Source organism: Myxosarcina sp. GI1(2024) (genome assembly GCF_053543375.1).
In genome coordinates this window covers 1-25,580 of sequence record NZ_JBKGTY010000011.1, presented here as the reverse complement: position 1 = coordinate 25,580, position 25,580 = coordinate 1, and the positions used below count along the sequence as shown (strand labels likewise).

Sequence of the window (25,580 nt, the reverse complement as noted above, 5' to 3'; positions counted from 1 at the left end):
CTCTCGATACTTTAACATCTACGGCGATCGCCGATCCTTGATTTCAACTAAATGTGTTACCTGGTTAGACAAACTACCAATTCCTTCAATTTCCACTCTAACTACATCTCCAGGCTGCATAGCCCCTACTCCCTCTGGAGTACCAGTCAAAATCAGATCTCCAGGGTTTAAAGTCATGATTTGGGAAATATAAGCCACGATCGCCGCAGGAGAAAAAACCATTTCTGTAATTGGTGCCGATTGACAGAGTGTATCGTTTAAAAAAGTTTGTAGTTTCGCTTCAATACTCAGTTCGCGGACGATCCAAGGTCCTAAAGGACAAAAAGTATCGAATCCTTTAGCTCTCGTCCACTGTCCGTCTTTTTTCTGCAAATCTCTAGCAGTTACGTCATTAGCGATCGTATAACCCCAAATAACTTTTGCTGCCTGTTCCAAAGTTAGGTGTCGGCAACGTTCGCCGATAACTAAAGCTAATTCTCCTTCATAGTCAACTCGCTGAGATTGAGATGGGTAATAAATCTCTCGACTATCAGCAACTAGAGTAGTAGGAGGTTTGAGAAACAATAATGGTTCTTGAGGAACGGGAGAACCCATCTCGTCAGCGTGTTTGAGATAGTTTTTACCTACCGCCACGATTTTAGAAGGAGCACAAGGAGCTAATATTTGATAGCTATCTGGTTCTAATTCGATATCTGTTTGTTGTCCTCCCAACCAAGGAGGTGCATCTAATACCACTATACTACGATTTGCCTGCAGCAACCCATAGTAAATTTGTTCGCGGTCGGATTTAACTCGGACGTAACGTAGTGGCATAAACAAAAAAGAAACGGAAATAAAGATTAAAACAATAATAATAGACCTGTCTTGAAAATAGAAGTCAGCTCTCAACGGTCAGAATGAAGCTATGTTCATCACCAGGTGGTGAACGATAGCTTAGAGCATCTTTTGGATGAATAAAAGTTAAATTGCTTTTCCCTGGCTCGTTAACGGCATCAAAAAACAGCAGCAAACTTGAAAAATTCTTCATTGGCGATTGCGATCGAAAATCTAGGTTTTACCAGCAAAAATTAGGCTAAAATAATATATCCTTGCTTCTTGGCAAATTAATGGGACGAATTTGCTGGGTAAACTGCCGTAACATGGCAGTATGAGTTTTCATTAGCCTCGGCTAGAGACAAAGGTTCTTGGGTTGAAGTTTGCGTAGTGGCAATGAAATTTCTCTCGGTGAGACATTGGTGTCTTTTCACACCAACTTGGTAATGCGTTCCAGTTATTTGTTGAGAAGCCTTATCGTCCATAAGGAGATTAATTCCATGAATAGCTACGAAATAATGTATATTTTGCGTCCGGATCTCTCTGAAGAGCAAGTAAGTGAGTCGATTGACAAATATCAACAATTCTTGAGTGAAAATGGCGCAGCAGAGATCGCTATAGACATCAAAGGTAAAAGAAGATTGGCATATCCAATTGGTAAATATCTCGATGGCATTTACGTTCAAAAAAACTTTCAAGCAGATGGTTCTCAAATTGCCGCTTTAGAAAGAACGATGCGTTTGAGCGACGATGTAATTCGCTATTTAACCCTGAAGTTGAAACAGAAATCTGCGGTAACCCAAACTACGGAAGAAGCACCAGAATCTGTAACCGAAGAAGTAGAAGCTTCTGTATAGCCGAGATTATACTAGCCAGCCACGAGTAATTTTCAACTGCGAACTTTTAATACCTTTAGGCGATCGCCAACTCGAACTATTCCCGTATTGCGGGGAATCATATATTCGCCAAACATAACTCCCTGTTCGCTGAACTGTCGAAAAGAACCGAGAGTTCGCAGGGGTTCTTTTTGTGAGTTTTTTTCTCCCCGTTTCTGGTCGATGGTAGTGATAATACAGCGACTACAGGGTTTGACCACTTTAAATTTTACTTCTCCAATTTGAATCGATTGCCAGCGGTCTTCAATAAAAGGTGTTTCGGTAGTTAAGACTATATTGGGTCGAAAACGGCTCATCGAAACTACCTGTCGTGGCTGCTGATTAATCTCAAGTATACGCTGGTTTAACTCTTCTAAAGAAGCAGTTGCCGTCAACAAGTAGGGATAAGAATCAGCTAGACTAACTCGTTCGCTATCTCGTACTGAATGTTTTCGGTCTACCGAACGAATACGATCTAATGATTGTCTGACTAAGCGACATTCTTTTCCCTCTTCTAATTCCAAAAAGCGGTGAAACCAGCCCGCGGCTTCATCTCCTTGGTCGATCGCCACGGTGCGATCTCCCCAGATTTCCACATCCATTTTTGTTCCGTCCGGGGTAGAAATAAAAGTTAAAGCTGGAACACTCTCATCTTCTGAAGACAGAGTAATGGTTTCATTGTTGATATTGAGATTTACCCGAACTTTAGCCAACAGAGGATACTGTCTTTGAGTGAGACACTTACCAGTTTTAGTAACCAACATCATTTCTCGATCCCAAACAAAGCCTTTAGGCATTACTTTCGCTCGTTGCAATTTAATCCCTTGACAAGATTTAATGGGATAAATGTAAATTTCTGAGACAATCATAAGCTGAGGTAAAACTGGCAAAAAACAGATAAATAGCTATGTGCTCGATAGCCTAAAAAAGGTTGCCAGTTATCAGTTGGCAAACGATTTAAATGTCAAAAAACCAGCAATTTTTACGGGGGATGGGATCGCATTTTTTGTCGCTCAAATAAATCTTACTCTCTGTTTTTTAAGGCAAAATTCTCAATTCGTCCACTTTTCCCACTAAACCCGCTAGAAAAGTTCGAGAGCAGCAGCCAGACGTAAGATTAATGATTCGCGGTAAGGAGCGGCGATAAGCTGAACTCCCAAAGGTAACGAGTTAGACTGCTTAATTGGAACTGATAATACGGGAAGTCCAATAAAAGAAAGCGGTTGAGTAAATCGACCCAAATTAGGGCGAATTAAGATTTCTTCTCCGTCAATTCTGATTGTTTCTCTACCTAGGGGTGTAGCAGTGCAGGGAGTAGTGGGAGCGAGAATTAGATCTACTTTAGTAAATATTTGTTGCAGTTGCTGGCGGTACCAACGGCGAAACCTTTGAGCCTGTAAGTACCAAGAACTAGGAATTAATGCTCCTGCTAGAAAGCGATTGCGGGTGGCAGGATCGAAGTCTTGTGGGCGAGACTGTAGATTGTGGAGATGTAAATTTGCTCCTTCTACTGCCGTAATAATATATGCTGCCGCTTTGGCTCGCTGGCTTTCGGGTAGGGTAATTCTTCGGGTAACCTGAAGTTGCTCAGCAACAGCACTGACTGCAGCGATCGCTTCTGGTGCGGCACCGTGTTGAAAATAATCGTCGGCGATCGCAATTCTCAACCCCGTAATTCCCCGATCTAATTCTGGTAGACATGGTTGGTGTATTTTTTTACTACACGCGGGATCTAGGGAATCTTCCCCTTGTAAAATATCGAAAACTGCTGCCAAATCGCGAACTGAATTGGAGAAAGCTCCAATACAATCCAAACTACTGGAAAATAACTCCATTCCCCGACGAGAAAGCCGTCCGTAAGTCGGTTTAAAACCGTACACGCCGCATAAAGCTGCAGGCACGCGAACCGAACCATTAGTATCCGAACCCAAGCTTAAAGGTACTAATCCTGCTGCTACTGCCGCCGCCGAACCCCCAGAAGAGCCACCACCAATCCGAGTCAAATCGTGAGGATTGCGAGTTGCGCCGTAGTGGCTGTTTTCGGTAACAAAACCATAGGCATATTCATCCATGTTGGTCGCACCAACTAAAATAGCACCTGCCTGTTTGAGTTGGACAATAGCCGTTGCGTCTGCGGTAGCTGGAGGACGTTCGCGATTTATTTTAGAACCAGCTAGAGTGATTAAACCCTCAATATCGAACAGATTTTTTACGGCAAAGGGAACTCCTGCTAGAATTCCGGGATTATTACCTCCGGCGATCGCTGCATCGATTGCTTGGGCTTGGGCGATCGCTTCTTCTTCGAGAACTGTAGTAAAACAGTTTAGTTCGGGGTTGCGTAGTTGAATCTGCGCTAAAGTTATTTCAATAATTTCACTAGCCGTAATTTCTCTGTTAGTGATGGTACGAGATAGAGCGATCGCATCGCGATACTGATTCATGGTTCGAAAGTAGGCGCAGGCTCTAGATCTTTAGATAAGTCGAACTCCATTACCAAAGCTGCAATTTCCGTCAGGCGATCGAAGTTAGCAATAACTCCAGGCAGATACTCTGGGTTTAATTCTAACCCCATCAATTCGGCTGTCTGTTTGACATATTCGGTAGAGTCTAGTTTAACTTCGCTCATATTCTTGAGTTTCTAGAAAATTAGCAATCGCCACTGCAATCTGTTTTTTACCTACGACTTTTTGTGGTTCTTGGTTTTGAGTTACTAAGTAAGCTATCTGTTCTCCTTGCTGCTCTGCTTCTTCGCCGCGATTAGCTACAATTACTTGATAACCTTGTTGTAATCTAGCATTAGCAATGGCAATTAATTCTTGATGAGAAACATTTTCTTGATATTTAAAAGTCACCATATATAGATTGGAAAATTTAGCTCGAACTTCAGCAATAACTTTTGCAGTCGGTATCAAGTTAATTGTTTGCCCGTATTCGCCACTAGGAATTTTCCCTGGATATACTCGCTCTGGTTGATAGTCGGCGACGGCGGCAGAAAAGATTGCCAGTTGATGTTGATGCTGTTGTAATTCTTCGATTACTTTAGTTCGGTATTCATCGTATGTGTTAACTACCTGATAGGGAAGATAGTCTGGGGGTGTATAATTTCCTCGCCCATGAATTAATCTTACCTTCGCTCCTCTAAGATAGAGTTCTTCAGTCAAGTATGCACCGAGTCTTCCAGTAAAGCGATTAGTAAGCAGGCGAATCTTGTCAATCGGTACTGGAGTCGCACCACCCGTAACCAAAATAGGAACATTTTTCAGACTCGAGCGACTGACAGCACGGCACACTTCAGAGGCGATCGCCATTTCCGATGGTAAATTGTTTTTACCGTTGGCAACCTGAGGCGGAATCATTCTGATCCCCATTTTTTCTAATTGCTGTAAAGATTCAGTCAAAATTGAGTTATGGAGACTGCCGTGCATGGTAGGGGCTATTAAAACCTCGGTTTTACCTCGCTCCATTCTCCCAATCGCCGAACCGATTGCCGCAGTAACTACACTGTCAGCGATCCCGTAGCGGATTTTGTTAATAGTATTGTAGGTTGCGGGAGCGACTAGATAGGCAGCAAAGGGATTGTCATCACTAAGATGCTCGGCAGCGGCAGTTAGCTTGGTAATTACAGAATTAGTCGTACTCCACTCTAAAGCATCGATGGTAGTGTATCTTAGAGCTTCAGGAGAGGCAAAAGCCACTACATCCGCACCGTGGCGGCGCAGCGTCCGAGCAATTAAGGGTGCTTTGAGAGCGGCAATACTGCCTGTAACTAGTAAAGCAATGCGTCGATTTTCTAGATGAGTCGATTCTAAAACGACATCGCGATCGCCCAACTCTGATTCTTCTGGCGGTTTAAATTTCCAATCATTCATAAATAGATCTATTGGAAAAAAAGCGAGCTAGTATTTTATTTTTTAAATTGTTTCAAGAATTAAACTAATTTTACGTCATAATAGGCAACTAACTATAAAAGGTTAAAGATGAATATTTTTACTACTCAGTAATTTGATTTTATAGCATTATCAACAATAGTTATAACATCGAGCTTATTGTCACTTAGTTTTGCCTTACAAAGTAAATTTGTGATAGTTTTATAAACTTATTGCTATAACATCCCGCTTTTTTTATTCTAAAAACTTTAAAGATATACCAACTAATGAATTGTTTTATTCATTGATACTAACTTTGTCGATTACAAAGCATATGACTAACCAAACGCCCGCACTAATAAAAATTGTCAATAGTAATCTTAAAATAAATAATTTGATATCTGATAAATCTTGACTGAAATTATATATTAAAATTGCATCAACTGCTGCTGTAAAAAATCCTATAGCTTGTTTTAAATTATTATTAGACATCTCTTCCTTCCTTTTAAACCTAAGTTCGATCGCCAGCTAACTAGTTGGATAATATTTTTACGTACACGGCTATTTTAAAATACCCACTAATAGGAGGGAAACTAACAAGCTATAGTTATCTCAATTAGATTTACGTAGATTACTTGTATAATTTAAATTTTAGATATTCCTTCTTCAAAGCTGGTTAAGATTGTTTCCAGGTTAAACTTAGCTTTAGCACTGTTATATCCCCGTTCGGCTAAAGCATCGGCAAAATCGCGATTGCCAATTACTTTTTGGATTTGTTTACTGAGAGCGATCGCGTCTCCTGGAGGAAATAACAAGCCACTAATCTCATCTTCAATGAGCTCTAATGCTCCTCCGGCAGCAGAAGCAATTGTAGGGCGTCGAGCTAGCTGCCCTTCGACTATAACTCTGCCAAAGGGTTCTGGTTCGGTAGAGGTATGAACGATCGCATCGCAGGCTTTCATTAAGCTAGGTATATCATCGCGAAATCCCAACCAATGAACGCGATTTTTGAGTTCGGGTTCGTCAGCTAAGTTTTTCAAGTAGGTAAAGTATTCTTCTTCGCCAAACAAAACATCTCCGACAAACAAAGCATGAATTTGAGGCAACTCTTTCAGAGCTGAGAGTAAAATATGCTGTCCCTTCCAATAGGATAGACGACTAAATAGCCCTACTACTGGGACATCTTCAAGCCCTAAGCTTTCGCGCAACTGTCGTGCCTCTTGAGTAGTTACGCGATCGAACGGTTTTGAGTTGAAGCCATTATAAACTAGGCTGGTTAAAGCTTTCTTACCTCCAGCAGCCACAAAAGCTTTACCCGTAGCTTGAGAGTTAACTAATACTTTAGCTGCAAATCTATTTGCCAAAGTAACTGCGAGCCGACGATTGATCGCGCTAAAGTGTTGTGCCGTCAAAATATCGTGTAGGTACCAAACTACAGGAGGACTATTTCTTAAAGTTGCTAATGCAGCAACGACAAATGCTTTTTGAGAATTGGCGTGAATCAAATCGAATTTTTTGGCTTCTTCGGCGACGATCCCAGCCAGCAACCATAATTCTGGTATAGTTTTAAGTGCGTTTAAACCTCCAGAAGCACGAATTTTTAATACTTTTTCTGAGACTTCAATAACTTTTACTTCCACTCCTACACTTTCGAGACGCGATCGCAAAACTCCATCGGCAAACAGCAACACCTTACTTTGATGGCGATAGGCAGCTGCCAAATCTAACAAACTGAGTTCAGCTCCTCCCAAGACAGCCGTATGGTCGATAAAAAGAATTTTACGCTGTTGCATATTTTGTAAGTTAACTTAAAAATTAGTTTTGGATAGCTAAATTTACTAATTTACGTCTGGCAAAATCTTTAATTAACGGTTGCAGAATATAGTTATCTTTTTTTTGAAAGATCAAATAGCGGTCTTTTAGAGAGTTTAAACTTTCTAACTTTTGAGATGAAGATTGAGAGCAAGAAATAATTTCATTTAAAGCATCAATACTACTTTCGCAGCAGCATATGGCTAAGATATAGACAATTTCTTTCTCTAAAAGAGATAGATAGTTTAGCTCTTGCTCTAATAACTGTTCTATTTCTTTTAATAGAAAAATGTCTTTTAATACCAGCTCGATATCTTCTGGCAACAAATTTTTCATACTGCCGATGGCAATACTTAGCAGTAATGGGTTATGCATACAGTATTTACTTAAGTTTTGCCATTGAAATTCGGTTAAATTAGTTTTTAACCTTTTACTAAATATCTTAATAATGCTTGATTGTTGAAGTCCTTGAAGATTGAGAAAGAATACGCGATCGGTCGAATAGTAGTTGAGTATTTTAGGTTTAACGCAGCTAGTCGTAATTAATAAGCTTTGATGCTGAGTTGAAATTAGACAACGAAGTAACTGTCCGTATTCTTCATATCCCTGAAGGTATGAGATAGTATAATCTCCTACTTCGAGTATTGCCTGTAACTCATCTAAAATTAATAAACATCTATATTGGCGTAGATAATTGAGAACGTTAGCTAGTAAATGATGGAGACTTTCGGAACTCACATCTGTTTTTATATTCAAACTAGAGGTAAAAATTTGTAGATAGTTATTTAGCAACAATTTTACTGAAGGAGCATCTGTTAGAGAAAACCAAATTACATACTCAAAGCGATCGCTTACCTGCTTGGCAAATTTGGTGACTAAGCTAGTTTTGCCGCAACCATGCATACCTGAAACCACGATACATCGGCAGTTAGGGTTTTGACTCCAGGTATCTAACCAAGCTAATTCTAATCCCCTACCTTCAAAACTAGAAACCTCAGGAGCAGTCATCCAATAAAGCTCCCTATTGCTCAATACTATAGTGTTCCAAACTGCCTTTTGAGAGCTTTGAGAAGATGTTAGCTTACTTTTGGTTCTAGTATCGATCTGATTTCTCATGAAAGGAACGAAAGTACTCTTGCTGATTTGAGTACCAAATGACTTTGAGAGCAATTTCCATAATTCGTACCCCTTGGTTTTGACGTACTCCATATCATAGTTAAAGCTAGTGGCAATTTCGGAATACGTTTTTCCTTCCCAAACTTGTCTGAGTATAATCTCTTGTATCTTATTTAAATAATAGGGTTTGATAACTTCGTCAATTATTGAGATTGCTCGGTCAAAGTCATAGTAATTATTAATCATTATTTTAGCTATGAAGATTAACAATAAGTCAAAAATTGCTCAGTTTACAACAACTTATCGGGGGGTACCTCGCTCGAGCAGTGCTGAATGAATAATTACTTCTTTAGAGGCTTTAATTGTATACGTCGTAAAGCTTGCAGTATTGTATGTATCACCTGAAATTACCAAGCTCCTTAGTACAGATAACAAAAATAGAAGATAACAATAGAATCTTATGAGTAATCTTATGAGTATATTTGAAGTGTACTCGTGCTAATTTTGGCATGTAAAGGCTAGAACCATAGTAGAGTTTGCTTATCTTCTGTCTTACGTTGTCGATAATTTTAGCCTTTGTCATTCGCAACTATTGTATCAAGTACATCATTTGGCTTTTTTTTCAAGTATCTTTTGATGCTTTTGTTGGTTATTGGTGACTTTCAGATCACTTTACAGTTACCTAGAAATCCTATAGAAATACTTCTGTTTCCAGTTTTCTTAGATATATTGACCAAGAGCGGGTAGATCGAATGGCTCGGTTATAATAACTAGTTTTTTACCATAACTTAATAAAATTAAGTTTACAATGGTCTAACTGCTCTGGAGATAAAGATTTCAACAAGATATTTTGTCAAATTTACCAACAGTATGGAGGACTCGACTTTAGTTGTAAATTCTGTTATCAGACATGAAATTTAGAGTCGAGAAGTTTAAATGAAAGTAGCGTTAGTACATGATTATTTAACTCAAAGGGGCGGTGCTGAAAGAGTATTTGAATTGCTGTGTAAGTATTTTCACCAAGCAGATGTCTATACCTCCGTATATAATTTATCAAGGACAATAGACTTAGGCGATCGCCCCATCAAGACAACTTTTCTACAGCAAGTTCCCGGCACCAGAAAAAGCTTTCGAATTTTTGCTCCTCTGTATTACCCAGCATTTCGATTTTTAGACCTTCAAGACTACGATTTAATTATTAGCAGTACCTCTAGCTTTGCTAAAGCGGTAAAGAAACGACCGGGAGCGATGCATATTTGCTTCTGTCACAACATTACTCGTTTTTTATGGGATACTCGTACCTATTTAGAGGAATACGGCAGCCTGAAAAAGTATTCGCGATTGCTCGAACCCGTACTTAAATCACTACGACAAGCAGACTTGATTTACTCACAAGAACCAGATTTATACATCGCCAATTCTTCGACAGTAGCCCGACGTATCGAAAAAATTTATTCTAGAAAATCTTTAGTAATTAACTATCCTATAAATACTAAAAAATTCATCTTTTCGGCTAAGAAGGAAGATTTTTATCTTATTTCCTCCCGAATGATAAGTTATAAACGTTTAGATATTGCAATTGAAGCATTTAACTGGTTGGGGTTACCCTTGGTAATCATTGGTGATGGACCGGAACGAAAACGTCTGCAAGCCAAAGCTCTAGATAACATTAAATTTCTAGGATTTGTAAACGATGAATGGCGCACTCACTTAATGGCGAAAGCCAAAGCAGTGGTAATCACGGCTCTAGAAGATTATGGTTTAGTTCCTATTGAATCTAATGCCAGTGGTACGCCAGTAGTAGCTTATGGAGCCGGAGGGATTCTCGACACCCAAATAAATCGAGAAACAGGAATTTTGTTTAAACCCCAATCTCCTGAAGCTCTTCAAGCAGCTTTGTTTTACGCAGAGCAACAGCAGTGGGATTACTATCAAATTCGGGCTCATGCAGTTAATAATTTCTCCGAAGCAGTATTTTTCGAACGAGTCAGAAAAACGATCGAAGAGTTTTGCGGTAAATCTATCATTGACAGTTTAGAACTTAACCTAGAGTTAGAAAGCGATCGCGCTTTAGTGGAGGTAAATTAATGGAGCGAGTTAACTGGGAAGAAGAACACGGAGATTTAGGCTACGGTAAACTGTTTGAAATTTTCTGGCGACGCCGGTTTTGGTTCGCAGGAGTTTTTGTTGGAGTTTTAGCTGCGGCAATCCCGCTGACCTTAAGCAAAGCTCAGACCTACGAAAGCTATATGCAGCTTTTGGTCGAGCCCAACTATCAAGGAAATAGAAATACTGGAGACGCAGAACAAACCTTTGCTGATTCTGACATCCAAATTGACTATGCTACCCAGCTTAATTTAATGCGTAGCTCCGAATTATTGCAGCAGGCAGTTGAAAAATTACAAGCTGAATATCCGGAGATAAGCGTCAAAACTATCAAAAAATCTCTCATTCTAGATCGTTTAGTAGAAAAAGAAGAGGAAGGAGAAAATACAGACACCAAAATTTTTGAAGTAGTTTATTCTGACGAAGATCCCGAAAAGACCCGAAGAGTTTTAGAAGTTATCAGAGAAGTTTATCTCAACTACAACTTAGAGCAACAACAGAAACGACTTCAAGAAGGACTCAGCTTTATTGACAACCAAATTCCCGAAGCCAAAAGAACTATAGCCCAAGCCGAAGCCGAATTGAAAGAGTTGCGGAATCAATACGGTCTGATCGCTCCCGAACAAAAAGCCACCACCTTGACAGAAATGCTGGATAATATCGAACGAGAAAGAACGACTCTCAATGCAGAATATCAAGCTACCAAAGGTCGGGTCGAACAACTACAGCAAGTATTCGATCTATCTCCTGATAGTACCCAGACAGCATCTCGTCTCAGTCAGTCCTCTACCTATCAACTTTTGTTCGATCGACTACAAGAAATTGAAACTCAGTTAGCAGCCGAAAGAAATAGATTTACTGAAGATAATCCCATAATTCAAGATTTAATCGCCAGAAGAAATAACAAACAAGCTCAGTTAAGACAAGAAGCTGAAAGAATCTTAGGCAAAACTCCCCAAGGATCTCTACCGGAAATTTCACCCCAACAACAAAAAGTTGATTCCGATACAGAGTTAATCCAAAATCTAACTGAAGCTAAAGCAGACCTAGCAGCAATTGAAGAGCGCGATCGCGCTTTGGCCGCAACCGAGCAAAAATTGAGACAACAACTCAACCAGTTCCCCGATATAATCGCTCAATACGCTAACTTGGCTCAAGAGTTACAGACCAAAAGAGATACATTGCAGATGTTGCTCACTGCCAAACAAGAGTTGGGTATCGAAATCGATCGCGGTGGCTTTAATTGGCAAGTAGTCGAACCACCGCAATTGGGAGAAGAGACGGGAGCGACTACCCTGCAAGAAATACTTATTTGTGTCGTTGTAGCTACCTTTTTGGGAGGAGTAAGTGCTTTTTTGAGAGAAGCTGTAGACGATCGAATCTACAGCTCAAAGCAGCTTCAAGAACAAATAGATCTGCCTATTTTAGGTACTGCTCCTAGTCTATTGCCCTCTCAGAACCATCCTTTTACCGTAGGACTTCCATTTTTGTCCTCTCGCTCGACTAAGCCACAAGACCTGATTCGCTGGCCACCTTTTCGGGAATCTCTAGATTTAATTTATGAAAACATTCAACTAGTGGGTTTCGAATCACCATTTAAATCTATTGCCATAACTAGTCCCACAGAAGGAGAAGGAAAATCCACCTTAGTTATGGGTTTGGCATTAAGCGTCGCTCGCCATCATCATAAGGTTTTAATTATCGATGGCGATTTACGTTGCCCTACCTTGCATCAAAAGTTTGAGCTCGATAATGACTGCGGGCTGTCTGACTTTTTAAGTGATAAAACTGTAGTTCCTCATCTCCAAAACTTATCTTCGGTCGAGGAAAAAATTGATGTGTTGACTGCTGGTTCTAAAACTCCCGACCCAGTCAAGTTATTAAATTCCTCTAAATTTAAGCAGTTAATTCGTAACTATGAAGAAATATACGATTTAATTTTAATCGATACACCTCCAGCAATTGGAATGGCTGATGCAATCAAAGTTGCCTCTTGCTGTGATGGAACAATTTTGATGACTCGTCTCAATCAAGTAAAAGCTTCAGAACTGCTTCAGGCTGTTGGTTTGCTGGATAAGTTAAATGTCATAGGAGTAGTCGCCAATGACTCTAAAGAAGTAGTAAAACAGTACAGGAAACAAAAACGCTATTTGTTGCCCGAAACAGTGTAAAAATTTCACAAAGATCGAATATGACTGACAATATCTTGCTAACCACATCTAAACTTTTAAATCTGGACTTAGCTCCCACTCGAGTAACTAATAATCACTTGCCTCCTTGTAGTCTAAAATGGCGCAAAAAAAAGCTATGGATTGAAAAAACAAGCGATCGCCAGAACTTCATATTACCAGCTTTAAAACGCCAACAGTGGCTGAGAGAATGCTTGAAACGCTCTTCTGTAGAGCAAGTTTGTGTCGATTCCAAGCTGGGAGAAACGGGAATAAAAGTTTGGGCTGATGCCTGTCTCGAAACCAACAAACAAATTTTTTTGCGTATTCCCTCTAATCCAAAAATTCTGCAACGGCAAAAAAGCTTTTACTGGCAATTTAAAAGAGTTATGGACTGGTGTGGTGCTGCCATTTTACTGCTGATACTCAGTCCTATCCTGCTAGGGGTTGCCGCACTCATGAAAATTTCCTCACCGGGGTCGATTTTCGTTCGTCAATGGCGGGTCGGCCAAAGAGGCAAGCTGTTTAAAATTTATAAGTTTCGCACGATGGTCATCGATGCCCAACCTCAGCACCATCAGCTCTCGAGCACGGATCGAGGGTTGTACCAGCGAGAAGAGGAGCTCCCCATTACCTCAATCGGACAGTTTTTGCATAAATACGGTCTTGATGAATTACCTCAATTGTTGAACGTGCTTAAAGGGGAACTCAGCTTGGTAGGACCTAGTCCCTGGGCTTTAAATGATGCTTTAGGCTTGGGAGAAACCAGAAAAGAAAGACTGAATGTATTACCTGGAATTATAGGTGCTTGGTCAGTAGAAAACCGCTCTAATTTATTAGAGTTAGATGCAGTTACTAATTGCGATCTAGAGTATCTCCAAGGCTGGACTTTGAAAAGAGATTTAAAAATCTTACTGATGAGCGTACCTAGAGTATTTTCTAGTTTTGGTGCCTATTAATTTTAACTTTACTGTGTAAGAATGCTAATAAGCTTTAAATTTGCTTTTTTATTAGGTAACTTAGTAAAAGCGACCGAATTTTGGCGAGATAACTCCATAATTCTGCGCGAACTCAAACATTTTCGTAAGATTGCTATTCTAGCATTGACCTGTACTTTGCTTGCTGCAGTTTTTGAAGGAGCTACGGTAGGTTTAATTGCTTCTTTTTTACAAGGTTTGACCAACCCCAACGAACCCCCCATACAAACAGGCATCAGATGGTTCGATGTTTGGGTATTGGCGACTGAGGCGACCGCAGGGGCGCGAATTTATCGCCTATCTGCGCTGATTCTAGGCGCTGTATGGTTACGCTCCTCATTACAGTACATTGGAGCCTATAATCTCAGGCTTTCTCAATCTAATTTATGCGATCGCATTCGCAAACGTTTGTTCGATCAATTTCAAAGTTTGAGCCTGAGCTATTATTCCAGCAGTCGCTCGGGAGAACTAATTAACAGCATCACTACAGAAATCAATCAGCTTAAAGCTGCTGTTGACATCTACTCTGGGCTGATTACTCGTACTTCTACTATGTTGGCTTACGTAGTTTCCATGTTTTGGATCTCTTGGTCACTGAGCGTGGCTGCATTGATGCTTTATTTTCTACTATCTGTAGGACTGTCTAAATTAATCGCCAGAGTCCGCGAAGCAAGTTTCGCCGTACCTCGAGCAAATGGCAGACTGGCTTCGGTTGCTATTGAATTTATTAATGGAATTCGAACTGTCAAAGCCTCGGCAACCCAAGAATACGAACAAAAAAGATTCTACCGAGCCAGTAGAAACATCATCAATACTGAAGACAAAGTCGCTACCATTTCATCATTGGTACAGCCCATAGCTGAAGCAGTAGCCAGCACGATTTTAATCGTCATGGTTATCGTGGCATTCAATTTATTTATCGTTGGGGGAGAGTTTAAGGCAGCTTCACTGCTGACATTTATGTTCGTCTTGTTTCGAATGATGCCTTTAGTTTCCCAAATTAATGCTAAGAGAGAACATTTAAGTCGTTTTCGAGGCTCGATCGAGCATCTTAAAGAACTATTGAGGAAAGACAATAAAACCTATCTTAAAAATGGCGAGATTCAATTTTTTGGATTGAAGCGAGGAATAGATTTTATCTCGGTAGATTTTAGCTACGAGCCAGAAGAAGATTTGGTGCTAAAAAATATTACTCTATCGATTGAAAGAGGCAAAACTACTGCTTTGGTTGGAGCCTCCGGTGCGGGTAAAACTACATTAGCGGACTTAGTTCCTCGATTCTACGACCCTAATAGTGGTGAAATTCTAATCGACGGCATCAGTCTGCGTCAATTAGAGATTAATTCTCTACGTCGTAGAATGGCTGTAGTCAGTCAGGAAACTTTTATCTTCAACAACACAGTAAAATACAACATTGCTTATGGATTAGAGGAGGTAGACGAAGAAAAAATCATTGAAGTAGCCAAGCAATCTAATGCTTGGTCTTTTATTCAAGCGATGCCTGAAGGATTCAATACCGTACTCGGCGATCGCGGCGTGCGGCTATCGGGAGGACAAAGACAGCGTATTGCGATCGCTCGCGCTCTGTTGCGCAATCCCGAAATTTTAATTCTCGACGAAGCAACTAGTGCTTTAGACTCCATTACCGAACGACTAATTCAGGAATCTTTAGACAAGCTTTCCCAAGATCGAACCGTTATTGCGATCGCCCATCGACTGTCTACAATCGTCCAGGCAGATAAAGTAGTCGTCCTAGAAAAGGGGCAAATTGTCGAACAAGGCACATATGAAGAATTATTGAAGCAACGAGGTGAACTTTGGAAATATCATCAAATGCAGCATGAATTTACTTGATATCAAGCTGCGATTTAGCGATAGGGAAGATAAGGCAAAGGCATTGCAACATCTCATAGCTTACAAGCCATAATTCGCTAACGGCGCTGGGAAATAAACTATTTTATTAACGATACGGTAAACTCAAGTTGATAATTAACTCAAACTACGATGGGAAAAATATCGTGAAATTTTTAAGAAGTCTTTGTCAGCGAGCGGTATCTTAATAGATATGCTCGACGTTTTTAGCTTTCTATCGAAGTTAGCACTGATTACATTAGCTCCAATACCGCTCTTCACATAAAATGAAATGAGTTGTTATGAAAATTGCTTATATCGTTGAATCCTTTCCAGTTTTATCGCAAACCTTTATTATCAATCAAATCATCGGGACACTGAAACGGGGACATGAAGTTCACATTCATCCTATCGGAATTCTTCACCGAGAAGATAATTTGAATAAAATTCACCCTATCGTAGAAGAGTATCGGCTTTTAGAACGGACCCATTATTCCCCTTCTTTACCCAAAAACTATTTCTGGCGAGTTCTCAAAGCTATAGGGTTATGGTTAACATATTTGAGACGAGGTTCTCTAACTTGTTTGCCTCTATTTAATATTTTTAAATATGGTAGAGCTGCATATTCTTTACGCTTGTTTTACCAAGCAATCGGGCTTCTTAGCAATCGCTCTTATGACATAGTACACTGTCAATTCGGTCAGTTAGGTCCGATAGCTCAGATTTTTCGTGACTGTGGTTTACTTCAAGGTCGTTTCATCGTTACTTTTCGTGGCTTTGATGTTAGTTGCTATATTCAAAAACAAGACAGCCGAGTGTACCAGCGACTATTTGCCGAGGCAGATTTGTTTATAGCTAACTGCGAATTTTTCAAACAAAGAGCAATTTCGCTAGGCTGCAATCCCCAGAAAATTATCGTTCACGGTTCGGGAATAGACTGTAGTAAATTTGCCTATAAACTTCGGTTTTTAGCTCCTGATGGCAAAATTCGACTGATTACCGTAGGGCGGTTGGTAGAAAAAAAAGGAATTGAATATGGTATACGTGCCGTTGCTAAACTGGCAGCAAAATTTCAACACATCGAATACGAAATCGTCGGCGATGGATCTTTAAAAGCAACTTTGCAAGAATTAGTAGAAAAACTTAAAATCGAGCATTTTGTCAAATTTTCAGGAGCCAAACACCAGGAAGAAATTATCGCCATACTAGATCGCTCCCACCTATTTCTTGCTCCTTGCATCAAGGCAACTAGCGGAGATAGTGATGCTCCGATTAATACTTTAAAAGAGGCAATGGCAATGGGATTACCTGTTGTCAGTACCAAACACGGCGGGATACCAGAGTTAGTACTCGATGGAGTTTCGGGGTTTCTCGTTCCAGAAAGAGATGTTGAAGCACTCGCAGACAAGCTTTCTTATCTCATCAAACATCCAGAATACTGGTCGGTAATGGGTAAAGCCGGTCGCGCCAGAGTCGAAGCTAAATATGACATTGAAAAGCTCAATGATGAGTTAATCGAAATTTACCGAAAACTATTGTCCTCAGAAACAGATAGTCTGAAATTCGAACGACTACTAGTAGCTTAATCTCTACTCGCTAAAGTACTACCCTTTTAATTCAAACAACTAACTCATGCTGAATTCAATAGCTGAAACTATGACCCATTCTCCAGACAAAAAACCTCAAGTAACTATCGTGGTAGTCCCCCGCGAACGCTTTAGCTGTACTCAAGACTCTCTAGAAAGTATTTACGAACATACCAAAATTCCGTTCCAGCTAGTCTATGTAGACGGTAATTCGCCTCCTAAGATAGCACGATATCTTCAAGAGCAGGCGCAAACTAAAAATTTCCAACTAGTGCGCTCTAACCATTATCTTTCTCCTAATACGTCTCGAAATTTAGGTTTGAGCTACGTCAAGACCAAATACGTAGTTTTTATGGATAATGATGTGATTTTAACCTCAAACTGGCTACAGCCTCTCGTTACCTGTGCTGAAGAGACAGGAGCAGCAATAGTCGGACCTTTAATGTGTCAAAATCTACCGCTACACGAAATAGTTCATTTTGCTGGCGGAGAATCTCACATTGTCACTGATGTTCATGGTAAGCTGCATATCCGTGAAAAAATGTACAAACAAGGTCAGAAAGTAGCGGAAGTACGACCGAGACTCAAGCAAATGCCTACAGAACTAACAGAATTTCACTGTATGCTAGTGCGTAGTGATGTCTTCGAGCGCGTCGGTACTTTTGATGAAGCCATGCTCAACACTAAAGAACATCTCGATTTTTGTATGACGGTTACTGCAGCTGGAGAAACCGTTTACTTCGAACCCAACTCGATAATGACCTACGTCCAAGGTTCTCTCGACTGGACAGACATTCACTATTTTATGCTTCGTTGGAGTGATGCCTGGACTGTAAACAGTTTGGAACATTTACGCCAAAAGTGGAACTTAGAAATCGATGGTTACTTCAAAAGCAAATATAAAAAGTTGGGATGGCGGCGGAGAGAGCAAATTATTACACCACTCAGCCGTCGTCTTAGCTTAGGCTTAAATCCTAAATACTTGCGTAAAATTTTGAGGGTATTAGATAAAAAAGTATTAAATCCCTATCTTACCTATCGTCACGCCCGTCAGCAATTTGCAGCTCGAAAAGAGTTATTAGAGTCGTCACCGCAACCAGCTAAAGTACTCGAACGAGTTTGAACTCGGAATTCTAGCCTAGACTGTTTGATATATCGATGTAAAACTTCTAGTTTCCCCCAAAGCGGAATTTTTACAGTGGCTAAGTTTGTGGCTTGCAGTAGAGTGAATATTTAACTAGAATCGGGTGTTTGCTTTGAGGTTGGACGGAAAAACCAGCGCCGAATATGGTTTTGAGTCATTTGTGTTTATGTCAGGCAGCTAGACTCTATCCCGTTCAAGGCAACTTAAGTATAGGAGATATCTTATCGAACAGAGCTATAATTTTTTTTTATTTCCTAGCCAGCAGTGAATGATAATACTTTTATCTTAATCTACTATTTGTATCTGCTAAATGATTGAGGTTAATAAATAAATAGTCTATAACAGTTTTAGCAATTTATTATATTGGGCAGAATATTGGGTAGAACAATATGAACAAACTAGTATCTGTAATTATACCGTGTTATAACAAAAGCGAGTGGATTAAAGAAGCAATTGATAGTTGCTTAAATCAAACTTATTCTCATATAGAAATTATTATCATTGATGATGGTTCTACCGATAATTCTTTAGAAATTATCAAAAGCTATGGAGATCGAGTGATCTGGGAAACTGGACAGAATAGAGGAGGCAATCATGCCAGAAACAGAGGCTTTGCTCTGTCAAGCGGTCAATATATTCAGTATCTAGATGCTGATGATTATCTATTACCTGAAAAAATAGAAAAGCAGGTTCGTTGCTTAGAAAAGACAAATGCCAATTTAGTTTATGGAAATGTAATCTGCAAATATTACTCAACGGATGGAACTAGTTACTCCAGTGAACTTCAAACTTGTGGACCTCATGATGATATGCTGGAATTTCTATTATCTTTTGAGTATTTTATTCAAACTGCTAGTCCTTTGATCGAACGTCAAGCAATAGCTAACAGTGAGGGATGGGACGAAAATCTTCAAGCGGCGCAAGACATAGATTTTTTTCTAAATTTAGCTATAGATGGAGTTAAATTTGTTTATCAGCCTGACTGCTTTACAGTATATAGATATTATAATAGCGATCGCAAAATTTCTGCTGATAAGAGTAAACTATGGACTCATCGTTTATTAGTGATTGAAAAAGTAGAAAGAAAGCTGCAAAAACTAAATAAATTATCAGATAAATTCCAAAAAGCTTTGGCTTATGCTTGTTTTAGGGTCGCGCTGTTTGGCAGTATTCACCTCAGTCTCAAGCAATACTTAAACTTGTTAAGAAAAACCATTACCCTGTATCCTTCTTTCCGTCCCGATAGTTCTATGCTAAAAAACGGTGCCAAATTATATACAATTCTCCATAGCTTTTTAGGGTTTATGCCAGCTAGCCTAGTCTACAAATACATAAAATATTTGACTTCTATTGCTTATCAAGAAAGCTACCACTATAGGGGGTTAACAGCTAAAAAGACGGGATAAAACTGAGAAAGATGAAAGATGAAGATTTAACAGGAATCGCAGACTGACTAAAACACCAAAATGCAAATAAATAATTTCGCTTTAATTATTGGAACTATGAAGGGCGGAACTACTAGCTTGTTCAATTACTTAGCAGAGCATCCAGCCATTTCACCGTGTATTGAAAAAGAGCCAGAATTCTTCTCGGATCGAGCTAAATTAGCCAAAGGTTTCGACTATTATCAAAGTCTATGGGATTGGGACAGAGCTAATCACCAGATAGCTCTCGAAGCTTCTACCGCATATACCAGAGTTACTCACCCTCAATTTCTCAATGCAGCAGAAAATATATATCACTACAGGATCGATAACAATGTTGACTTTAAATTCATTTACATTCTGAGAAATCCTATAGATCGAATCGAATCGCACTATACTCATGGTCGTGCCTGGGGTTTTGGAGAAACGGCGAAAAGCCTAGCTGGTGGAATCGATCGCGAAGTCTTAGAAACCAGTAAATATGCCATGCAGATTGAGGAATACTATCAAAGGTTTGCTGCCGAGAAAATTTTACTCTTGAATTTTGTAGATTTAAAGCAAAAACCTCAAGCCGTATTGCAAAAAATTTGTCAGTTTTTGGCTATAGACGATACGTATAATTTTGACAATCTCAACACGATTCACAATCGGGGAGAATCTAGAACGACGATTAAATTGCCTGGATGGTATAAAATCAGAAAAACCAAAACTATGAAGACTTTAAGCGAGAAGATACCTATCGAACAAAAAAAGCTATTTCGCAGTATTTTTGGTCGTCAAGTCAAAGACCATATTAGACTATCCCCAGAACAGAAAATTTCAGTCTTGAGCGAACTACAATCCGATTTAGACAAATTGCAGGATATACATGGATTTGACATTTCTAAATGGCAAATAAAAACTTAAATGTACGAGCAGATTTAGTCATGTTACTCTAAATCTTAAAAATAATGAAAATTGACAATTTTGGTTTGATTATCGGCACGATGAAAGGGGGAACAACCAGCTTATTTAATTATTTGGCGCAGCATCCACAAGTATGTCCCTGTAGCAATAAAGAACCTGATTTTTTTTCTTACCAAAGTCGTCTATCTAGAGGATTTGATTATTATCAAAGTTTATGGACTTGGGATCCCAGTACACATAAAATAGCAATTGAAGCCTCAGTAAGCTATACCAGAGTTACTCTAGAAAATGTTTTAAATGCTGCCGAACAAATAGCCAAGTACAAAGAATTTGTCAACTTCAAATTTATTTATATCTTGAGAAATCCTTTAAAAAGAATAGAGTCTCACTATTCCCATGGCATAGCCTATAAAAGCAAAGCAATACCTGATTCCACAGTTGAGGCGCTAGACCGCGAAATTCTTGATACATCTAGATATTCGATGCAGATAGCCCCATATTATCAAAGATTTCCTAGCGATAGCATTCTGCTACTAAATTTTAGCGATCTAAAACAAAAACCTGTGACATTAATGCGAAAAGTCTGTTGTTTTTTAGATATAGATCCCGGCTACGAGTTTCAAAATTTGTCCAGCATTTATAACGATAGCAATAACAAAAAAATTAGAATAAATTGGTATGGATTGAATATACCGATGAAAAAAAATATTCGCTCTCTAGCATGTAAATTGCCGACAAATTGCAAGCAGGCAATTCATAACTTGTTTGGTAAAAAAAATCAATACTATCTCAAGCTATCTAACCAACAAAAAAAACATATCTTAGCAGAGTTGAAAGACGATTTACAAAAACTAGATCGAATTTATGGCTTTGATGTTTCTCAATGGAACTTAGACATCTAATTCCGAAACAATAGCTATCGAAAATTAATAATGTCGATTAAATCTAATCTCAGAGCATGAAAATTCTGCTTACCATTCATGAAAAATTCGACCCTAATTCTGGGGCTGCCGGAAGTATCGCCAAGCTAGGAGCGGAATATCAAAAGCTGGGTCATGAAGTACATTATCTTTCTATGGACGATCTTCCTAAAAGAATGCATCGTCTAGTTAAAAGAGTTCTATTTCCCGAATTCGTAGCCGCTCGTATTGCATCAATATCAGCAAAATCTGGTTTAGATATAGTTGATGCCTCTACAGGAGATATCTGGTTCTGGGTACAAGTTTTGCAAAAATTCAGCATTAAACCTCCTTTGTTGGTTACGAGAAGTCATGGATTAGAACATCTTTTGCATCAACAGTATGTCAAAGATGTTCGTGAAGGAAATGCAAAGTTAAGCTGGAAATATCCTTTGTATCGGGGAAGTATCTACCTCTCAGAAATAGCCACATCTTTAAAAAGCGCAGATTTGGTTTATTTGCTCAATCGTCAGGAACGGGAATATGTGACTGATAAGTTAGGTGTTAAAGCTGAAAATATTCATCTAGTTGCTAACGGAATTCCCGAAACGTTTCTCAATCTACCTTTCGAATCATTGTCGCTCAACCCACAAGACACCATACGCATCGCTCAAATAGGTACTTACATTCCTCGAAAGGGCATTAAATATGGTTCGCCAGCTATTAATGCCATATTACTAAAATACCCTAACGTAGAAATGACTTTTTTGGGGACAGAGTGTCGTGAATGTCCCAGTATTGAGCCTATTTATGCAGACTTCGATCCCGTGGTTTGCGATCGCATTACCATTATACCGCGTTACACTCATGAAACATTACCCACTCTACTTCGAGGACATCAGATTAAACTGTTTCCCACTCTTTCGGAAGGCTTCTCCCTATCTCTACTTGAGGCAATGGCTTGTGGCTTAGCTCCCATAACCACAGCTCATTCAGCAGCTTTAGAGACAGTCAAAGATGGTCATGATGCTATTGTAGTTCCATTACGCGATCGCATTGGTCTCGAGCGGGCTTTAGAACGAGCGATCGAAGATCGAAATTATCTCGAACGTTTGCGACAAAATGCTCGCGCTACCGCTCAGCGATATAGCTGGAATTGTATTGCCCGACAAAGCTTGAAGATATATCAACAAAACTTACAATTGAAACAAAGTCAAAAAATGAACTCTATATCTGGTTCTGCGAGCAAGTACAGAGGTTAAAAGGGTTTAAAATCAAGTGACGACTCGATAGATCGCAACCGAGCGTCACTTTTCCTAATAGCTCACCAGCGATCGTCATAACTTATTCTCTACTGCTCTTATGCCAAGTTCGATTCGTAATAGTTTAAAGCAACAAAAATTTCTTAGCTTACTTTTTCGTCCGACGACAGCTTGGAAAGCAATCTTTAGCTGGATCGGTTTTTTGTCTTTGTTTCTTTTAGCCGGCTTGGGCAAATTCTTGATTTTGTTATTTCCCTTGAGTTCGGTTGCTGTCGGCTTATTTTTGTACTTTCGTGCTCCAGCATTATATATCGGCTTTACTTTTTGGATCTGGTTTTTCGGCGCCCTAATTCGGCGTATCATTGACTACCAAAGCGGCTATTTGACTCCTGGACCTTGGACTTTTACTCCTTTGTTAGTCACTATGATTACTTACCTCACTATAGTTCGGGAGTTACCTAAAATACGCAATTACAAACAGAATTTACCTTTTATTATCTGTTTTGGCGCGTTAGCATATGCATTTTTAATCGGACTGATCCAACATCCATTAGATACAACAATAGTTAATTTTTTGGATTGGGTTTGTCCGATGAGTTTTGGTTTTTATTTGTACGTTAATTGGAAAAATTATCCTCAATATCGCCAAGTTATTCAGCAAAGTTTTTTATGGGGAATAATTTTCACGGGACTGTATGGAATAATCCAATTTTGTACTGCGCCACCATGGGAACAATTTTGGTTTGACATGGAAGACGTCAAGACTTTTGGCGTAGCAGAACCTTTTGGTATCAGGGTAATGAGTTCGATGAATTCCCCGCAAGCTTTCGCCACTATGATGATGGCAGGATTAATTCTTTTATTTAGCGATCGCAGCAAAACTTGGTTTTTACCAGCTAATATACTCGGTTATCTAAGTTTTTTACTCTCTAGAGCTAGAGCTGCTTGGATGGGTTGGTTGATATCTCTATTTATCTTTGTTTCTTCTGCAAAATCTAGTACCCAAATGAAGATAATTGTCAGTATTACGCTCATCGTGCTGGTAATGCTGCCGTTAATTAATCTCGAACCTTTTTCAGATACTATCATGTCTCGGCTAGAAACTCTGTCTAATACTGAAACTGACACTAGTTTGAATACTCGTTTATCAGCTTATGAAGATTTATTCGGTTTAGCTATCCAGGAAGTAGTTGGCAAAGGTTTGGGATACAAAATAGATCTAGCTGGTTTTGGTGAAAATGATGGGGCCATTTTACCCACACTCTTTATTTTTGGCTGGTTGGGAATCATACCTTTACTAAGTGGTGTTGGTGTGATGCTTTTCAAGCTGTTTTATGCAAAAATCAACAAATCTGATGCTTTTAGCGTTGCTACAAAAGCTATTTGCGTGGGAATTTTAGCACAAATAGGATTTAACTATATTTTTTCCTCGACAATAGGTTTGATTTTTTGGAGTTTTTTGGGAATTAGTCTGGCAAGTCAAAAGCACTATTTATTTCAATTAAAATCTGCACTAACCAAGCCGACTACTTGATTCAAACGAGCGAAAAAATATTTCTATTTTAAAACCATTAAAATTCTTACAGCCAATGTTTAAGTTAGCAGTAGATCGAATCAAAAATTGGATTTTTGTGACTGGGGTAATTAGAAGTGGCACTACATTCGTCGGAAAAATTTTAAGCCTTCCATTACAAGTGGATTATATTCATGAGCCTTTTAATCCTCTGTGCGGTATTCCAGGAATGAAAAAATGGTATCGATACGTAGAACCTACCTTGAGTACCGAAGAAATGAAGGAGTTTCACACTCTAACTAAGTCTATTTTTAGCTACGATTTTAAGCTAAGAACCTGGTATCCTAAAAGCGATCCACTACTGACGAGAGTAATTAAACTTGCTGTTGGCAGCAGAGGACCTTTTTATCTTCGTTTAGCTAAACCAAATATTTTTCACCAAGCAGCAGTAATTAAAGATCCTACTGGCAATTTATTAGCAGAATATTTATATAAGCACTTCGCTGTTAAACCCGTAATCATTATTAAGCATCCCGTATCTTTTATTGCTAGTCTCAAACGAGTAAACTGGTGGCCCAAACTAGAAGAGATTAACGACCAAACTCATTTAATTAGAGATTATTTCTATGACGAAGCAAGCTTTATGGAATGTAAATTTAATAATTCGGTTATGGCTGCTGCTGCTTACTGGCGTGCTAGTTATAAAGTGCTTTTGACACAAGCAAGTAAACATCCTGATTGGCAGGTTTTTACCCATGAAGAATTAAGTCAATCATCAGTTGCCACGTTTAAAAATCTTTATGAAAAATTAGATTTACCCTGGTCAAACTCGATTAAAAATAAAGTACTTAAATTAACTACTGGTAATAATTCTGCAAGAGCGAGATCGGGAAAAGTTCAAGACTTTAGAAGAAATAGCGCTGATATATTTAAAACTACTATAGAATCGACGACTTTACAAGAACGGAGAGAAATATTTGAGATTGTCAAAGACGTTGCGTTACAAGTATATGAGCGAAAGACTTTTACAATAGATTAAGAGCATTAAAGATAAACTTCCTAGTTTTACCCAGTTGTAGACAAACTCAACCGAGAAAAACTCGATAGAATCGGACTATCTTAAAGTTTTTTATGAAAGCTAGCTAGTAATAGAGTTAAAATAATAGAGTTGAATTTTAATAATGCCAATTAGTAAGGATTCAGGTGCAAGGGTACTGTTGCAAAAACTTAAGACAAACTTGTAGTATTTAACAAACGTAAAT

21 protein-coding genes are annotated in these 25,580 nt (G+C 39.1%); 13 read left to right on the top strand and 8 right to left on the bottom strand.

What is annotated here, in order from left to right:
• Window positions 1-18 precede the first annotated feature (18 nt).
• Complete coding sequence (locus ACLFKQ_RS26140; protein ID WP_449002606.1) at window positions 19-813, bottom strand: fumarylacetoacetate hydrolase family protein; 795 nt, start codon at window positions 811-813, stop codon at window positions 19-21.
• 500 nt (window positions 814-1,313) lie between these two features.
• Between ACLFKQ_RS26140 and rpsF the strand changes: the two genes are divergently transcribed.
• Complete coding sequence (gene rpsF / locus ACLFKQ_RS26135) at window positions 1,314-1,670, top strand: 30S ribosomal protein S6 (protein WP_449002605.1); 357 nt, start codon at window positions 1,314-1,316, stop codon at window positions 1,668-1,670.
• Between the two features lie 32 nt (window positions 1,671-1,702).
• On the opposite strand, the gene ACLFKQ_RS26130 is transcribed toward rpsF, so the two are convergent.
• From ACLFKQ_RS26130 to ACLFKQ_RS26100, 7 genes are all read right to left on the bottom strand, one after another.
• Complete coding sequence (locus ACLFKQ_RS26130; protein WP_449002604.1) at window positions 1,703-2,557, bottom strand: MOSC domain-containing protein; 855 nt, start codon at window positions 2,555-2,557, stop codon at window positions 1,703-1,705.
• Between the two features lie 213 nt (window positions 2,558-2,770).
• Complete coding sequence (locus tag ACLFKQ_RS26125; RefSeq protein WP_449002603.1) at window positions 2,771-4,129, bottom strand: AtzE family amidohydrolase; 1,359 nt, start codon at window positions 4,127-4,129, stop codon at window positions 2,771-2,773.
• On the bottom strand, window positions 4,126-4,314 hold the full coding sequence (locus ACLFKQ_RS26120) for a DUF4089 domain-containing protein (protein ID WP_449002602.1): 189 nt from the start codon (window positions 4,312-4,314) through the stop codon (window positions 4,126-4,128). The genes ACLFKQ_RS26125 and ACLFKQ_RS26120 overlap by 4 nt, the downstream gene beginning before the upstream one ends.
• A complete protein-coding gene (gene coaBC, locus ACLFKQ_RS26115) occupies window positions 4,301-5,557 on the bottom strand; it encodes a bifunctional phosphopantothenoylcysteine decarboxylase/phosphopantothenate--cysteine ligase CoaBC (protein ID WP_449002601.1) in 1,257 nt (418 codons plus the stop codon). The genes ACLFKQ_RS26120 and coaBC overlap by 14 nt, the downstream gene beginning before the upstream one ends.
• A 294-nt stretch (window positions 5,558-5,851) precedes the next feature.
• Window positions 5,852-6,046, bottom strand: a complete 195-nt coding sequence (locus ACLFKQ_RS26110; protein ID WP_449002600.1) for a hypothetical protein — start codon at window positions 6,044-6,046, stop codon at window positions 5,852-5,854.
• A gap of 152 nt (window positions 6,047-6,198) precedes the next feature.
• A complete protein-coding gene (locus ACLFKQ_RS26105; RefSeq protein ID WP_449002599.1) occupies window positions 6,199-7,347 on the bottom strand; it encodes a glycosyltransferase family 4 protein in 1,149 nt (382 codons plus the stop codon).
• 22 nt (window positions 7,348-7,369) lie between these two features.
• A complete protein-coding gene (locus tag ACLFKQ_RS26100; protein WP_449002598.1) occupies window positions 7,370-8,728 on the bottom strand; it encodes an ATP-binding protein in 1,359 nt (452 codons plus the stop codon).
• 690 nt (window positions 8,729-9,418) lie between these two features.
• Here ACLFKQ_RS26100 and ACLFKQ_RS26095 point away from each other — a divergent pair.
• The 12 genes from ACLFKQ_RS26095 (at window position 9,419) to ACLFKQ_RS26040 (ending at window position 25,357) form a co-directional block, all read left to right on the top strand.
• Window positions 9,419-10,570: a glycosyltransferase gene (locus ACLFKQ_RS26095; protein ID WP_449002597.1), complete on the top strand. Its 1,152-nt coding sequence runs from the start codon at window positions 9,419-9,421 to the stop codon at window positions 10,568-10,570.
• Window positions 10,570-12,759, top strand: coding sequence for a GumC family protein (locus ACLFKQ_RS26090; RefSeq protein ID WP_449002596.1), 2,190 nt, complete (start codon window positions 10,570-10,572; stop codon window positions 12,757-12,759). Before ACLFKQ_RS26095 ends, ACLFKQ_RS26090 begins: the two co-directional genes overlap by 1 nt.
• A 20-nt stretch (window positions 12,760-12,779) precedes the next feature.
• Window positions 12,780-13,715 carry a heterocyst development glycosyltransferase HepC gene (gene hepC, locus ACLFKQ_RS26085; protein ID WP_449002595.1) on the top strand — a complete coding sequence of 312 codons (936 nt, stop codon included), beginning with the start codon at window positions 12,780-12,782 and terminating at the stop codon, window positions 13,713-13,715.
• Window positions 13,716-13,736: 21 nt separating this feature from the next.
• Window positions 13,737-15,587, top strand: coding sequence for a heterocyst formation ABC transporter subunit HepA (gene hepA, locus ACLFKQ_RS26080; RefSeq protein ID WP_449002594.1), 1,851 nt, complete (start codon window positions 13,737-13,739; stop codon window positions 15,585-15,587).
• A 299-nt stretch (window positions 15,588-15,886) separates the two neighbouring features.
• Window positions 15,887-17,170, top strand: a complete 1,284-nt coding sequence (locus ACLFKQ_RS26075; protein WP_449002593.1) for a glycosyltransferase — start codon at window positions 15,887-15,889, stop codon at window positions 17,168-17,170.
• A gap of 46 nt (window positions 17,171-17,216) precedes the next feature.
• Complete coding sequence (locus tag ACLFKQ_RS26070) at window positions 17,217-18,293, top strand: glycosyltransferase family 2 protein (RefSeq protein WP_449002592.1); 1,077 nt, start codon at window positions 17,217-17,219, stop codon at window positions 18,291-18,293.
• 410 nt (window positions 18,294-18,703) lie between these two features.
• A complete protein-coding gene (locus tag ACLFKQ_RS26065; RefSeq protein WP_449002591.1) occupies window positions 18,704-19,720 on the top strand; it encodes a glycosyltransferase family 2 protein in 1,017 nt (338 codons plus the stop codon).
• A 60-nt stretch (window positions 19,721-19,780) separates the two neighbouring features.
• On the top strand, window positions 19,781-20,644 hold the full coding sequence (locus ACLFKQ_RS26060; RefSeq protein ID WP_449002590.1) for a sulfotransferase family protein: 864 nt from the start codon (window positions 19,781-19,783) through the stop codon (window positions 20,642-20,644).
• Window positions 20,645-20,688: 44 nt separating this feature from the next.
• On the top strand, window positions 20,689-21,546 hold the full coding sequence (locus tag ACLFKQ_RS26055) for a sulfotransferase family protein (protein WP_449002589.1): 858 nt from the start codon (window positions 20,689-20,691) through the stop codon (window positions 21,544-21,546).
• 56 nt (window positions 21,547-21,602) lie between these two features.
• Window positions 21,603-22,805 carry a glycosyltransferase family 4 protein gene (locus ACLFKQ_RS26050; RefSeq protein ID WP_449002588.1) on the top strand — a complete coding sequence of 401 codons (1,203 nt, stop codon included), beginning with the start codon at window positions 21,603-21,605 and terminating at the stop codon, window positions 22,803-22,805.
• A 100-nt stretch (window positions 22,806-22,905) separates the two neighbouring features.
• Window positions 22,906-24,339, top strand: coding sequence for an O-antigen ligase domain-containing protein (locus ACLFKQ_RS26045; RefSeq protein WP_449002587.1), 1,434 nt, complete (start codon window positions 22,906-22,908; stop codon window positions 24,337-24,339).
• 55 nt (window positions 24,340-24,394) lie between these two features.
• The gene (locus ACLFKQ_RS26040) at window positions 24,395-25,357 is read left to right on the top strand and encodes a sulfotransferase (RefSeq protein ID WP_449002586.1); all 963 of its coding nucleotides are present in this window, start codon (window positions 24,395-24,397) and stop codon (window positions 25,355-25,357) included.
• The last annotated feature ends 223 nt before the right edge of the window (window positions 25,358-25,580 follow it).

What these genes read in the sequence shown, in the direction of transcription:
- ACLFKQ_RS26095 (WP_449002597.1), top strand. Translation starts at nt 9,419, where the DNA reads ATGAAAGTAGCGTTAGTACATGATTATTTAACTCAAAGGGGCGGTGCT.
- ACLFKQ_RS26045 (WP_449002587.1), top strand. Translation starts at nt 22,906, where the DNA reads ATGCCAAGTTCGATTCGTAATAGTTTAAAGCAACAAAAATTTCTTAGC.
- ACLFKQ_RS26070 (WP_449002592.1), top strand. Translation starts at nt 17,217, where the DNA reads ATGCTGAATTCAATAGCTGAAACTATGACCCATTCTCCAGACAAAAAA.
- ACLFKQ_RS26090 (WP_449002596.1), top strand. Translation starts at nt 10,570, where the DNA reads ATGGAGCGAGTTAACTGGGAAGAAGAACACGGAGATTTAGGCTACGGT.
- ACLFKQ_RS26055 (WP_449002589.1), top strand. Translation starts at nt 20,689, where the DNA reads ATGAAAATTGACAATTTTGGTTTGATTATCGGCACGATGAAAGGGGGA.
- hepC (WP_449002595.1), top strand. Translation starts at nt 12,780, where the DNA reads ATGACTGACAATATCTTGCTAACCACATCTAAACTTTTAAATCTGGAC.
- hepA (WP_449002594.1), top strand. Translation starts at nt 13,737, where the DNA reads ATGCTAATAAGCTTTAAATTTGCTTTTTTATTAGGTAACTTAGTAAAA.
- ACLFKQ_RS26050 (WP_449002588.1), top strand. Translation starts at nt 21,603, where the DNA reads ATGAAAATTCTGCTTACCATTCATGAAAAATTCGACCCTAATTCTGGG.
- ACLFKQ_RS26100 (WP_449002598.1), bottom strand. Translation starts at nt 8,728, where the DNA reads ATGATTAATAATTACTATGACTTTGACCGAGCAATCTCAATAATTGAC.
- ACLFKQ_RS26125 (WP_449002603.1), bottom strand. Translation starts at nt 4,129, where the DNA reads ATGAATCAGTATCGCGATGCGATCGCTCTATCTCGTACCATCACTAAC.
- ACLFKQ_RS26040 (WP_449002586.1), top strand. Translation starts at nt 24,395, where the DNA reads ATGTTTAAGTTAGCAGTAGATCGAATCAAAAATTGGATTTTTGTGACT.
- ACLFKQ_RS26060 (WP_449002590.1), top strand. Translation starts at nt 19,781, where the DNA reads ATGCAAATAAATAATTTCGCTTTAATTATTGGAACTATGAAGGGCGGA.
- ACLFKQ_RS26075 (WP_449002593.1), top strand. Translation starts at nt 15,887, where the DNA reads ATGAAAATTGCTTATATCGTTGAATCCTTTCCAGTTTTATCGCAAACC.
- ACLFKQ_RS26105 (WP_449002599.1), bottom strand. Translation starts at nt 7,347, where the DNA reads ATGCAACAGCGTAAAATTCTTTTTATCGACCATACGGCTGTCTTGGGA.
- rpsF (WP_449002605.1), top strand. Translation starts at nt 1,314, where the DNA reads ATGAATAGCTACGAAATAATGTATATTTTGCGTCCGGATCTCTCTGAA.
- ACLFKQ_RS26065 (WP_449002591.1), top strand. Translation starts at nt 18,704, where the DNA reads ATGAACAAACTAGTATCTGTAATTATACCGTGTTATAACAAAAGCGAG.
- ACLFKQ_RS26130 (WP_449002604.1), bottom strand. Translation starts at nt 2,557, where the DNA reads ATGATTGTCTCAGAAATTTACATTTATCCCATTAAATCTTGTCAAGGG.
- ACLFKQ_RS26110 (WP_449002600.1), bottom strand. Translation starts at nt 6,046, where the DNA reads ATGTCTAATAATAATTTAAAACAAGCTATAGGATTTTTTACAGCAGCA.
- ACLFKQ_RS26120 (WP_449002602.1), bottom strand. Translation starts at nt 4,314, where the DNA reads ATGAGCGAAGTTAAACTAGACTCTACCGAATATGTCAAACAGACAGCC.
- ACLFKQ_RS26140 (WP_449002606.1), bottom strand. Translation starts at nt 813, where the DNA reads ATGCCACTACGTTACGTCCGAGTTAAATCCGACCGCGAACAAATTTAC.
- coaBC (WP_449002601.1), bottom strand. Translation starts at nt 5,557, where the DNA reads ATGAATGATTGGAAATTTAAACCGCCAGAAGAATCAGAGTTGGGCGAT.